Here is a 12,635-nt window from a genome sequence, read left to right as displayed (position 1 = left end):
CGTGATCTCGTCGCGGATCGGGGCGCGCGGCCGCCCGCTCCGTCAGGATGGGCGCATGGGATTCCACGTCGATTCCGAGACCGGGCGGCTTCGCCGCGTCATCCTCCACCGGCCCGATCTGGAGCTGAAGCGGCTCACACCGTCCAACAAGGACGCGCTCCTCTTCGACGACGTGCTCTGGGTGCGCCGGGCGCGGCAGGAGCACGACGGGTTCGCGGACGTGCTGCGGGACCGCGGGGTCGAGGTCCACCTCTTCGGGGACCTGCTGCGGGAGGCGCTGGAGCTGTCCACGGCCCGGGCGCTCGTGCTCGACCGCGTCTTCGACGAGAAGGAGTACGGGCCGCTCGCCGCCGACCATCTGCGCGCGGCGTTCGACTCCCTGGACTCGGGCGCGCTCACCGAGGCGCTGGTGGGAGGGATGACGAAGCGCGAGTTCCTGGCCGCGTTCAGCGAACCGACCTCCGTGCGCTTCCACGCCCTGGACCTGGACGACTTCCTCCTCGGGCCGCTGCCCAACCACCTCTTCACCCGTGACACCTCCGCCTGGATCTACGACGGCGTCTCCATCAACGCGATGCGCTGGCCGGCCCGCCAGCGCGAGACGGTCCACTTCGAGGCCATCTACAAGCACCATCCCCTCTTCACGGGTGCGGAGGCGGGTGCCTTCCACCACTGGTCGGAGGGGCAGAGGGACTATCCGTCGACCATCGAGGGCGGCGACGTGCTCGTCATCGGCAACGGCGCGGTGCTCATCGGCATGAGCGAGCGGACGACGCCGCAGGCGGTGGAGATGCTGGCACGCGGCATGTTCGCGGCGGGATCGGCGCGCACGATCGTCGCGCTCGACATGCCGAAACGGCGGGCGTTCATGCACCTCGACACCGTGATGACGATGGTCGACCAGGACACGTTCACCCAGTACGCCGGGCTCGGCATGCTGCGCTCGTACACGATCGAGCCGGGCGACGCGGGAGCCTCGCTCCGGGTCTCCGACCACCCGCCGGAGCACATGCACAGCGCGATCGCGGCCGCGCTCGGGCTGCAGGACATCCGGGTGCTGACGGCGACCCAGGACGTGCACGCGGCGGAGCGCGAGCAGTGGGACGACGGCTGCAACGTGCTCGCCGTGGAACCGGGCGTGGTCGTGGCGTACGAGCGCAACGTCACCACCAACACCCATCTGCGCAAGCAGGGCATCGAGGTGATCGAGATCCCGGGCAGCGAGCTGGGCCGGGGCCGCGGCGGACCGCGCTGCATGAGCTGCCCGGTCGAGCGGGACGCGGTCTGAGGGGCGGGGTCCGAAGGGCGCGGGAGGTCCCGGGCCGGGCGCGCGGCGGGATCGGAGCGCACACTGAGGGCCCGCGGCCGGTCCCCGGGACGGTGGCGGGCCCGGGCGAGTGGGCCTCGTCACCCACGCAGGGCTGTATAGGAATACTGGAATACGTATAGACTTCCATACCTGTCGCCGCCCCTCTGTGATCCTTCCAGGAGTGTCCCCATGGCCACTGACCTCATCGGCCGCCCCTTCCTCAAGGAGCTGGACTTCACCGCCGAGGAGTTCCGCGGTCTCATCGGGCTGGCCGCCGAGTTGAAGGCGGCCAAGAAGGCGGGCGCCGAGGTGCAGCGGCTGCGGGGCAGGAACATCGCCCTGATCTTCGAGAAGACCTCCACCCGGACCCGCTGCGCCTTCGAGGCCGCCGCCGCCGACCAGGGGGCCTCCACCACCTACCTCGACCCGTCCGGCTCGCAGATGGGCCACAAGGAGTCGGTCAAGGACACCGCCCGGGTGCTGGGCCGGATGTTCGACGCCATCGAGTACCGCGGGGACAGCCAGCAGGCCGTCGAGGACCTCGCGACCCACTCCGGCGTGCCCGTCTACAACGGCCTGACGGACGACTGGCACCCCACCCAGATGCTCGCCGACGTCCTGACGATGACGGAGCACTCCGACAAGCCGCTGGACGCGATGGCCTTCGCCTACCTCGGCGACGCCCGCTTCAACATGGGCAACTCGTACCTGATCACCGGCGCCCTGCTCGGCATGGACGTCCGGCTCGTGGCTCCGCGGGCCTACTGGCCGGCCGAGGAGTTCGTGGCCAAGGCGCACGAGCTCGCCGAGGCCAGCGGGGCGAGGATCACCCTCACCGAGGACGTCGCCGAGGGCGTGCGCGGCGCGGACTTCGTCGCCACCGACGTCTGGGTCTCCATGGGTGAGCCCAAGGAGGTCTGGGACGAGCGCATCGCCGCCCTCTCCCCGTACGCGGTGACCATGGACGTGCTGAACGCCACCGGCAACCCGGACGTGAAGTTCCTGCACTGCCTGCCCGCCTTCCACGACCTCGGCACCGCCGTGGGCCGGGACATCCACGCCCGCCACGGACTGACCGAGCTCGAGGTCTCCGACGAGGTCTTCGAATCCGCCCACTCCGTCGTCTTCGACGAGGCGGAGAACCGGATGCACACCATCAAGGCCGTCCTGGTCGCCACGCTGGCGGGCACCGCCGCGTAGCGGTCCGGGCCCACCGTCGCCCGTCCCCCCGAGCCCGCCGATTCCTGCTTCCCGGAACTCCGGCCGGGTCCGCTCCTACGGCTCCTGCGGCTTCTACGGCTCCTGCGGCCCGCGCTGGCGGGGCAGCGCGGGCAGGGTGAACCACACCGCCTTGCCGTGCACGGTGGCGCGGTGCCCGCAGGCGCTGCTGAGCGCGCGGATCAGCAGCAGCCCCCGCCCGTGCTCCTGCCAGGGGTCGGGTTCGGCGGGCGGAGCCGTCCGGGTGAGGGCCTCGGGAGGCGCCGGGTCGTGGTCGTGGACCTCCACCTGGTAGCCGCCGGGGCCGGGCAGGAGCTCGATCACGAGCGCGAGCGGGGCGTCCCCGGAGGTGTGCTCCACGGCGTTGGCCACGAGTTCCGCGGTGAGCAGTTCGGCCGTGAACCCGTCCGACACCCCGGGAGCCTCGCCGATCTCCGCCAGCGCCGTACGGATCAGCGCGCGGGCGATCGGCACGGCCGCGGTGGTGTGGGGCAGCTCGATGCGCCAGGAGCGGGGGGCGGAGGGCTCACACACGGCGGATCCCTTCGACGAGGGGGAGGGGGACGGCCCATGACGTCCTGCCTCCAGCTTCACGGAGAGCCGGATCCGGAACCAGGGGCGCCGGCCCGGAGTGGTGGGGACCTGGGGCATCGCCGGTCCGGGACCTTCGGCCGGGCGCCCCGCCCCCTGTATTGCGTACCCGTGACGACAGTCACGTATGAGTGATAACCTTCCCGAAGGTGTCTTCGTGATGCACGTACGCTGAGGGAGGCCGTCCCCATGAGCCCCTTTTCCGGCTCCGCGCTCCGTACCGAGAAGTGGCGGCACCTGCGCGTGGACATCGACGACGGGGTCGCCACTCTCACTCTCGCCCGGCCCGACAAGCTGAACGCCCTCACCTTCGGCGCCTACGCCGATCTGCGCGACCTGCTCGCCGAACTCTCCCGGGAGCGGGCCGTGCGCGCCCTCGTCCTCGGTGGCGAGGGGCGCGGCTTCTGCTCGGGCGGCGACGTCGACGAGATCATCGGCGCCACCCTCGCCATGGACACGGCGCAGCTGCTCGACTTCAACCGCATGACCGGCCAGGTCGTCCGGGCGATCCGCGAGTGCCCGTTCCCCGTGATCGCCGCCGTGCACGGTGTCGCCGCCGGCGCCGGGGCCGTCCTCGCGCTCGCCGCGGACTTCCGGATCGCCGACCCCAGCGCCCGCTTCGCCTTCCTCTTCACCCGTGTCGGGCTCTCCGGCGGCGACATGGGCGCCGCGTACCTGCTGCCCCGGGTCGTCGGCCTCGGTCACGCCACCCGGCTCCTCATGCTCGGCGAACCGGTCCGCGCCCCGGAGGCGGAACGCATCGGACTGATCAGCGAACTCACCGAGGAGGGCGACGTCGCCGCCCGCGCGGCCGAACTCGCCCGCCGCCTCGCCGACGGCCCCGCCCTGGCCCACGCCCAGACGAAGGCGCTGCTCACGGCCGAACTCGACATGCCGCTCGCGGCCTCCGTCGAGCTGGACGCCGCCACCCAGGCGTTGCTGATGAACGGTGAGGACTACGCCGAGTTCCACGCGGCCTTCACCGAGAAGCGCGCCCCCCAGTGGCGGGGCCGCTGACCATGACCGCCGCACAGGACGGCGCCGCCCGTCCGGGACCCGGGGCCGGGCCGTCCCGGAGCACCGCCGCGAGCCCCGCGCCCGAGCTCACCGGCCCTCCGGCCCCCGCCGCACCCCTGCGGATCGCGGTGATCGGCGGCGGACCGGGCGGGCTCTACGCCGCGGCCCTCCTCAAGCGCCTCGACCCCGCCCGCGAGGTCACCGTCTGGGAGCGCAACGCACCCGAGGACACCTTCGGCTTCGGCGTCGTCCTGTCCGACGAGACCCTCGGCGGCATCGAGCACGCCGACCCCGCCGTGTACCGCGCGCTCCAGGACGAGTTCGTCCGCTGGGACGACATCGACATCGCCCACCGCGGCCGGCTCCTCACCTCCTCCGGACACGGCTTCGCCGCGCTCGGCAGGCGCCGCCTCCTGGAGATCCTGCACGCCCGCTGCGCCGAGCTCGGCGTCCGCCTCCGCTTCCGCGCCGAGGCCCCGCCGGCCACCCGGCTCGCCGCCACCCACGACCTCGTGATCGCCGCCGACGGCGTCCACAGCGCGACCCGCGAGGCCCACGCCGACGTCTTCCGGCCGCGCATCACCACACACCGCTGCCGCTACATCTGGCTCGCCGCCGACTTCGCCTTCGACGCCTTCCGCTTCGAGATCGCCGAGACCGAGCACGGCGTGATGCAGCTGCACGGCTACCCGTACGAGGCCGACTCCTCCACCGTCATCGTCGAGATGCGCGAGGAGGTGTGGCGCGCCGCCGGGTTCGACGAGATGGACGAGCAGGAGTCCACCGCCCGCTGCGCCAAGATCTTCGCCGAGACGCTCGGGGGCCGGACGCTGCGCTCCAACCGCTCCGCCTGGACCGCGTTCCGCACCGTCGTCAACGCACGCTGGTCCCACGGCCGCGTCGTCCTCCTCGGCGACGCCGCTCACACCGCCCACTTCTCCATCGGCTCCGGCACCAAGCTGGCCGTCGAGGACGCCCTCGCGCTCGCCGCCTGCGTCGAGGAACACCCCGCCCTGGACGACGCACTCGCCGCCTACGAGGCCGAACGCCGCCCGGTCGTCGAGTCCACCCAGCGCGCCGCCGCGGCCAGCCTGCGCTGGTTCGAGGAGATCGCCGGCCATCTCGGCCAGCCGCCGCGCCAGTTCGCCTTCAACCTGCTGACCCGCAGCCGCCGGGTCACCCACGACAACCTGCGGCTGCGCGACCCCGTCTTCACCGGCACCGTCGAGCGGGACTTCGGCTGCCCGCCCGGGACGCCGCCGATGTTCACCCCCTTCCGGCTGCGCGGACTGACCCTGCGCAACCGCGTGGTCGTCTCCCCGATGGACCAGTACGTGGCCGTGGACGGCGTGCCGAACGACTTCCACCTCGTCCACCTGGGAGCCCGGGCCCTGGGCGGCGCCGGACTCGTCATGACCGAGATGGTGTGCGTCAGCCCGGAGGGCCGGATCACACCCGGCTGCACCGGCCTCTACACCGACGAGCAGGCCACTGCCTGGGGCCGCGTCACCGCCTTCGTCCACGAGCGCGCACCCGGCACCGCGATCGGCGTGCAGCTCGGCCACTCCGGACGCAAGGGCTCCACCCGCCTGATGTGGGAGGGCATCGACGAACCCCTCCCCGAGGGGAACTGGCCGGTGACCGCCGCCTCCCCGCTGCCCTACCGCCCCGGCGTCAACCAGGTCCCGCACGCCCTGGACCGGCACGGCATGAAGGCCGTACGCGAGGACTTCGTCGCGGCGGCCCGGCGGGCCGCCGGCTGCGGCTTCGACCTGCTGGAACTGCACTGTGCCCACGGCTACCTGCTGTCCGGCTTCCTGTCCCCGCTGACCAACCTCCGCACCGACGCGTACGGCGGCTCCCTCGGGAACCGGCTGCGCTTCCCGCTGGAGGTCTTCGACGCGGTGCGGGAGGTGTGGCCCGAGGAGCGGCCGACGACCGTCCGCATCTCCGCCACCGACTGGGCCGACGGGGGCACCACCGCCGAGGACGCCGTGGAGATCGCCCGTGCCTTCGCGGCCCACGGCGCCGACGCGCTGGACGTCTCGACCGGCCAGGTCGTCGCCGACGAGCGGCCGGAGTACGGCCGCTCCTACCAGACCCCGTACGCCGACCGGATCCGCAACGCCCTCGCCGTCCCGGTCGTCGCCGTCGGCGCCATCTCCTCCTGGGACGACGTCAACTCCCTGCTGCTCGCCGGCCGCGCCGACCTGTGCGCCCTGGCCCGCCCGCACCTGTACGACCCGCACTGGACCCTGCACGCGGCGGCCGAACAGGGCTACCAGGGCCCGGCCGCGCCCTGGCCCGCCCCGTACCGGGCGGGCAGCCGGCCTCCCCCGACGGGACGCACGGACGCGCCGAAGCCCCGGCTGAGCCTGCGCTCCCGCCCCTGAGACGGGCCCGGCGCCGGCCGGGCCCCCGCGCGTGCCGCCCCGCCCCGACGGAGCCGGGAGACCAGGTCCTGTCCGGGGTGCGGGCTCATGCCTCCGGACGGCGGTCGGCGGGCCCGTCCGCCTGCACGAACGCGGCCCCCGCCTCGTGCAGCCGCGCGTGCAGCTCCGCGAAGACCGCCGCCGAGCGGCTCCCCGGCCAGTCCACCGGCAGCAGCTCGGCCGGCAGGACCGGGTCGGCGTACGGCAGGCGTCGCCAGGAGTCCAGGGCGAACAGGTAGTCCCGGTAGGCGTCCTCGGCCGTGCCCGCCGACGCCGTCCAGGCCCGGAGCACCGGCTCGTGGGCGGCCAGGAACTCCTCGTGCAGCTTGGCGATCGCCGGCAGGTCCCACCAGCGGGACACCGCCTCCGCGGTCGCCGCGTACCCCAGGTGCTCGCCGCGGAAGAGGTCCACGTACGACGAGAGCTCCAGCCGCTCCAGGGTGTGCCGGGTCTCCTCGTACAGCCGGGCGGGGGCGATCCAGACGCCCGGCGCCGCCGAACCGAAGCCCAGGCGCGCCAGCCGGGAACGCAGCAGATGGCGCTTGTGGCGCTCGGCCTCGGGGACGGAGAAGACGGCGATCACCCAGCCGTCCGACAGCTCCGGCTCCGCACGGGCGTAGATCCGCCGGTCGCCGTCGTCCAGGAGCTGGCGCGCGTCGTCCGACAGGGCGTATCCGGCCGCGCCCAGGGGGGTCCGTCGCGGCAGCAGCAGCCCCCGCCGCTTCAGCCGCGACACCGAGGACCGTACCGACGGCGCGTCCACCCCCAGGACTCCGAGGAGGCGGATCAGCTCCGCCACCGGCATGGGCGCCTCGTCGCGCGTACGGCCGCGGCCGTACGCGCCGTACAGCGAGACGATCAGGGAACGGGGAGTGTGCTGCTCGGCCACGTGATCACTCTAGGGGGCGTCTCGCCGGTGGGGCCGGAAAAGTGAGCGGCGGGAGCCCGACCGGCACCCCTACGGCGCCCCCAGCCGGTCACGCCGGGGGTCCTCGTCACGGTCCTCGCCGTGCGCCTCCCGCAGCCGGAAGCGTTGCAGCTTCCCGGTGGCCGTCCGGGGCAGCGCGTCCAGGAAGACGATCTTCCGCGGGCTCTTGTACGGCACCAGCCGGGACCGCACGAAGGCGCGCAGCGCCGCCGACGTCTCCGCGTCCCGCGGCACCCCGTCCCGGACCACCGTGTACGCCACCACGATCTGGCCGCGCAGCTCGTCCGGAACGCCCACCACCGCCACCTCCACCACGTCCGGGTGAGCCAGCAGCGCCTCCTCCACCTGGGGTCCGGCCACGTTGAAGCCGGCCGAGACGATCATGTCGTCGGCGCGGGCGACGTAGCGGAAGTAGCCGTCCGCCTCGCGGACGTAGGTGTCGCCCGTGACGTTCCAGCCGTCGAGCACGTACTCGCCCTGGCGGGGATCGGCCAGGTACCGGCAGCCGACCGGGCCGCGCACGGCGAGCAGGCCCTCCTGGCCGTCCGGGACGTCGGTGCCCAGCCGGTCCACCACCCGCGCCTGCCAGCCGGGGACCGGCCGGCCCGTGGTGCCCGGGCGGACGGCCCCGTCGGCCGCCGAGATGAAGATGTGGAGCAGCTCGGTGGCACCGATGCCGTTGATCAGTTTCAGGCCGGTGCGCGCGTGCCAGGCGTCCCAGGTGGCGGCCGGCAGGTTCTCGCCGGCCGAGACGCACCGGCGCAGCGAGGAGACGTCGTGGCCGCCGTGGCGGTCCATCTCCTCCATCATCACCCGGTAGGCGGTCGGTGCCGTGAAGAGCACCGACACCCGGTGCTCCTCGATGGCCGTCAGCAGCTGTTTGGGGCCCGACTGTTCGAGCAGCAGTGCCCTCGCGCCCGCCCGCAGCGGGAAGACGACCAGTCCGCCGAGGCCGAAGGTGAAGCCGAGGGGCGGGGAACCGGCGAACAGGTCGTCCGGCTCGGGGCGCAGCACGTGCGCGGAGAAGGTGTCGGCGATCGCCAGTACGTCGCGGTGGAAGTGCATGCACCCCTTGGGCCGGCCGGTGGTGCCGGAGGTGAACGCGATCAGCGCCACGTCGTCGGCGGCCGTGGGCACCGCCTCGTAGACCGCCGGCCGGGCGAGTGCCAGGGAGAGCAGGTCGTCGGGCGCGTCCCCGCCGAACGCGGTGATCCGCAGCCCCGGGACCTCGGCCTTCACCAGGTCGTCGACCGTCCTGACGTCGCAGAGGGCGTGGCTGCACCGGGCCATCTCGCACATCACGGCGAGTTCCGACGCCCGCTGCTGGGCCAGTACGGTGACGGCGACCGCGCCCGCCTTCATCACCGCGAGCCAGCAGGCGGCCAGCCAGGGGGTGGTGGGGCCCCGCAGGAGCACCCGGTTGCCGGGCCGGACGTCGAGGTCGGACGTCAGCACGTGCGCGATCCGGTCCACCCGTTCGCGCAATTGTCCGTATGTCCATACATTTCCCGCGCCGTCCAGGAAGGCCGGGCGGTCCGCGCCGAACTGCTCCACCGTGCGGTCGAGCAGTTCGGCCCCGCAGTTGAGGCGGTCCGGGTAGCGCAGCCCGGGCAGATCGAAGAGCAGGTGCGGCCACTGCCCGGGGGGCGGCAGATGGTCGCGCGCGAAGGTGTCGTGGTGCGCCGAGGGGGTCAGCTCCATGAGTTCGTCCCCTTGTCGTGGTGGGGTCGCCCATCGAGCGTATCGTGATGGTGACGACAGTCAACGGTGCGCGATAGAAGTGATGAAGCGACGGAAACAGGGGTCCGAATGCCCGTATTCTCGCTCGATCCAGCACAGACCGCCCGCTGTGAGGAGCTCCGGGAGCTCGCAGCCGAGCGGCTCCGTCCCCTCGCCGAGAAGGGCGAACCCGGCCGCGTCAACCGCCCGCTGGTCGCCGCCCTCGGCGAACTCGGCCTGCTCGCCCGGCTCTTCGACGCCGGCGCCCTCGACCTCTGCCTGATGCGCGAGTCCCTCGCCCATTCCTGCACGGAGGCCGAGACCGCCCTCGCCCTCCAGGGTCTCGGGTCCCACCCGGTCGCCGCCTTCGGCACCGCCGCGCAGCGCGACCGCTGGCTCCCCGAGGTCGTCGCCGGCCGCGCCGTCGCCGCCTTCGCCCTCAGCGAGCCCGACGCGGGCTCCGACGCAGCCGCCCTGGCCCTGGAAGCCCGGCCCGACGGCGCCGGCGGCTGGCTCCTGCACGGCGAGAAGCGCTGGATCTCCAACGCGCCCGAGGCCGACTTCGCCACCGTCTTCGCCCGCACCACCCCCGGCGCCGGAGCCCGCGGCGTCACCGCCTTCCTCGTCCCCGCCGACCGCCCCGGACTCACCGGCGAGGCCCTCGACATGCTCGCCCCGCACGCCATCGGCTCCCTCGTCTTCGACGGGGTGCCCGTCGGCGCGGCCGACGTCCTCGGCGAGCCCGACCGCGGCTTCCGGGTCGCCATGACCACCCTGAACCTCTTCCGCCCCAGCGTCGGCGCCTTCGCCGTCGGCATGGCCCAGGCGGCCCTCGACGCGACCCTCGCCCACACCGCCGCCCGCCCCGCGTTCGGCGGCGTCCTGCGCGACCTCCAGGCCGTCTCCCACCAGGTCGCCGAGATGGCCACCCGCACCGAGGCCGCCCGCCTGCTGGTCTACGCGGCCGCGGCGGCGTACGACTCCGGCGCCGCCGACGTGCCCCGCCGCTCCGCCATGGCGAAACTGTTCGCCACGGAGACCGCGCAGTACGTCGTCGACGCCGCCGTCCAACTGCACGGGGCACGCGCCCTGCAACGCGGCCACCTCCTCGAACACCTCTACCGCGAGGTCCGCGCACCCCGCATCTACGAAGGCGCGACCGAGGTCCAGCGCACGATCATCGCGAAGGAGCTGTACGGATGAGCCCCCTCCACCGGCACAACCCGGCCGAGCTCTCGCCGCCCGCCGGCTTCACCCACGCCGTCACCGCCACCGGCTCCCGCCTGGTCTTCCTCGCCGGCCAGACCAGCCTGGACCGCGACGGCAAGGTGGTGGGGGAGGGCCTGCCCGAGCAGTTCGAGACCGCGCTCGCCAACCTCCTCACCGCGCTGCGGCACGCCGGCGGTTCCCCCGCCGACCTGGCCCGTGTCACCGTCTACGTCACCGACGTCGCCGACTACCGGCGGCACGCCCACGAACTGGGCCGCATCTGGCGCAGGTTGGCCGGCCGCGACTATCCCGCGATGGCCGTGATCGGCGTCGTGCGGCTCTGGGACGACCAGGCCCAGGTGGAACTGGACGGCTTCGCGGTACTGGACTGACCGTCACCGCGGCGGGCGCCGCGGGCGCGGGCCCGGACGGTACGGACCGGGGGTGTCGCGCCGCGGGAGCACGGCCGCCGCCCCCGAACTGCCGCCGCGGGGGCGGCTCGCGGCGGCCCCGGGCACGTTCACCGCCCGGGCGCCCGGCACCGCTTGATCAACTGGTCACCCACAGGACCCGGGCTTAGTGTCGAAAGGTGGACTGACCGGCCCACGGCTCACTCACCAGGCGAGAACCCGAGGCGCCAATGAGTACACCCAAGCCGACGACTCCGGCACAGACCGCCACCTCGAAGAAGGGCAGTGACGGCAAGGGCATCGCCCTGTTCGTGATCGCGTCCTGCCAGCTGATGGTGGTCCTCGACATCACGATCGTGAACATCGCGCTCCCAGACATCCAGAGCGCACTGGACTTCTCCACGACCAGCCTGTCCTGGGTCGTCAACGCCTACACCCTCACCTTCGGCGGCCTGCTGCTCCTCGGCGGGCGCTTCGGAGACATCCTGGGGCGGCGGCGCGTCTTCATCTTCGGCGTACTGCTCTTCGGACTGGCCTCGCTCTTCTGCGGACTCGCGCAGAGCGAATGGCAACTCCTCGCGGCCCGCGCCCTCCAGGGCGTCGGCGGTGCGATCGCCTCACCGACGTCGCTGTCCCTGATCACCACGACCTTCGACGAAGGCCCCGAGCGCAACCGGGCCTTCGGCGTCTTCGCGGCGGTCTCGGCCGGTGGCGGCGCGATCGGCCTGGTCGCCGGCGGCGTGCTCGTCGAATGGCTCGACTGGCGCTGGATCTTCTTCGTCAACGTGCCGATCGCCCTGCTCATCGCCTTCCTCACCCCCCGCCACGTCAAGGAGTCCGAGAGGCACCCCGGCCACTTCGACCTCGCCGGAGCGCTGACCTCGACACTCGGCATGGTGGCGCTGGTCTACGGCTTCATCCGGGCCGCACAGGAGGGCTGGCGCGACCCCTACACCATCGGGTCGTTCGTCGCGGCGATCGTGCTCCTGGGGCTGTTCATCCTCATCGAGCGCCGCTCCCAGCAGCCGATCACGCCACTGCACATGTTCGCCGACCGCAACCGGTCGGGCACGTACGCGATCATGCTCTGCCTGGCGGCGGCCATCTTCGGGATGTTCTTCTTCCTGACCCTGTTCGTGCAGACGGTCCTGGGCTTCAGCCCCCTGGCGGCGGGACTCGCCTTCCTGCCGGTGAGCGCGATCATCGCGGTCGGAGCCGGCATCACGTCCAACCTGCTGCCCAAGTACGGGCCCAAACCCTTCATGGTGACGGGGTCGATCCTGGCCGCGGCCGGCCTGTCCTGGCTGACCCTGACCGACGTGGACTCGACCTACCTGGGCAGCATCCTCGGGCCGATCCTGGTCTTCGGGCTCGGCATGGGCCTGATGTTCGTCTCGCTGACCATCATGGCCCTGTCGAACGTCGAGCCGCGGGAGTCGGGAGCCGCGTCCGGCCTGCTCAACGCGATGCAGCAGGTGGGCGGTTCGCTGGGCCTGTCGATCCTGGTGACCGTCTTCGGCACGGCCAGCCGCAACGAGGCGGACGAGCAGGTCCCCGCCTTCCTCTCCCAGGCAAGCCCGCTGGAGAAGGCCCAGTTCGCCAAGACGGGCCAGCTGCCACCGCCCTGGAGCGACCAGGTGCTGACCTCCGGTGTCTCCGCGGGCTTCGTCACGGCGGCGATCTTCGCCGTGGTGGGCGCGCTGATCGCGATCTTCGTGATCCAGGTCCGCCAGTCGGACATCGACCGCCTCAAAGGCGGCATGGGCCCACCGGGCATGGGCTGATCCGCCGGCCCGCAGGAC

Annotated in this window: 10 protein-coding genes; 7 read left to right on the top strand and 3 right to left on the bottom strand. The window is 72.9% G+C overall.

Going from position 1 to position 12,635, the window contains the following annotated elements:
* Positions 1–55 precede the first annotated feature (55 nt).
* Positions 56–1,288, top strand: coding sequence for an arginine deiminase (locus ACE1OA_RS08375; protein ID WP_356607564.1), 1,233 nt, complete (start codon positions 56–58; stop codon positions 1,286–1,288).
* Positions 1,289–1,498: 210 nt separating this feature from the next.
* Positions 1,499–2,509 carry an ornithine carbamoyltransferase gene (gene argF, locus ACE1OA_RS08370; RefSeq protein ID WP_432752568.1) on the top strand — a complete coding sequence of 337 codons (1,011 nt, stop codon included), beginning with the start codon at positions 1,499–1,501 and terminating at the stop codon, positions 2,507–2,509.
* A 93-nt stretch (positions 2,510–2,602) separates the two neighbouring features.
* On the opposite strand, the gene ACE1OA_RS08365 is transcribed toward argF, so the two are convergent.
* Positions 2,603–3,061, bottom strand: coding sequence for an ATP-binding protein (locus ACE1OA_RS08365; protein ID WP_384867590.1), 459 nt, complete (start codon positions 3,059–3,061; stop codon positions 2,603–2,605).
* 246 nt (positions 3,062–3,307) lie between these two features.
* Between ACE1OA_RS08365 and ACE1OA_RS08360 the strand changes: the two genes are divergently transcribed.
* On the top strand, positions 3,308–4,135 hold the full coding sequence (locus ACE1OA_RS08360) for an enoyl-CoA hydratase family protein (protein WP_356607559.1): 828 nt from the start codon (positions 3,308–3,310) through the stop codon (positions 4,133–4,135).
* Between the two features lie 2 nt (positions 4,136–4,137).
* On the top strand, positions 4,138–6,528 hold the full coding sequence (locus ACE1OA_RS08355) for a bifunctional salicylyl-CoA 5-hydroxylase/oxidoreductase (protein WP_432752567.1): 2,391 nt from the start codon (positions 4,138–4,140) through the stop codon (positions 6,526–6,528).
* 85 nt (positions 6,529–6,613) lie between these two features.
* Here the strand turns inward: ACE1OA_RS08355 and ACE1OA_RS08350 are convergent, their stop codons facing one another.
* Both ACE1OA_RS08350 and ACE1OA_RS08345 read right to left on the bottom strand, forming a co-directional pair.
* Positions 6,614–7,456, bottom strand: a complete 843-nt coding sequence (locus ACE1OA_RS08350) for a PaaX family transcriptional regulator (RefSeq protein WP_361312721.1) — start codon at positions 7,454–7,456, stop codon at positions 6,614–6,616.
* A 69-nt stretch (positions 7,457–7,525) separates the two neighbouring features.
* Positions 7,526–9,196: an AMP-binding protein gene (locus ACE1OA_RS08345; protein WP_384867585.1), complete on the bottom strand. Its 1,671-nt coding sequence runs from the start codon at positions 9,194–9,196 to the stop codon at positions 7,526–7,528.
* A 108-nt stretch (positions 9,197–9,304) separates the two neighbouring features.
* Between ACE1OA_RS08345 and ACE1OA_RS08340 the strand changes: the two genes are divergently transcribed.
* From ACE1OA_RS08340 to ACE1OA_RS08330, 3 genes are all read left to right on the top strand, one after another.
* Positions 9,305–10,417, top strand: coding sequence for an acyl-CoA dehydrogenase family protein (locus ACE1OA_RS08340; protein WP_356778905.1), 1,113 nt, complete (start codon positions 9,305–9,307; stop codon positions 10,415–10,417).
* Positions 10,414–10,815: a RidA family protein gene (locus ACE1OA_RS08335; RefSeq protein WP_356778906.1), complete on the top strand. Its 402-nt coding sequence runs from the start codon at positions 10,414–10,416 to the stop codon at positions 10,813–10,815. Before ACE1OA_RS08340 ends, ACE1OA_RS08335 begins: the two co-directional genes overlap by 4 nt.
* 248 nt (positions 10,816–11,063) lie before the next feature.
* The gene (locus ACE1OA_RS08330; RefSeq protein ID WP_356607547.1) at positions 11,064–12,617 is read left to right on the top strand and encodes an MFS transporter; all 1,554 of its coding nucleotides are present in this window, start codon (positions 11,064–11,066) and stop codon (positions 12,615–12,617) included.
* The last annotated feature ends 18 nt before the right edge of the window (positions 12,618–12,635 follow it).

Origin of the sequence: Streptomyces sp. JL2001 (assembly GCF_050917515.1) — a bacterium.
Lineage (GTDB): Bacteria > Actinomycetota > Actinomycetes > Streptomycetales > Streptomycetaceae > Streptomyces.
Note: the sequence above shows the minus strand (reverse complement) of the source record. Positions and strands in the feature narration are given on the sequence as shown.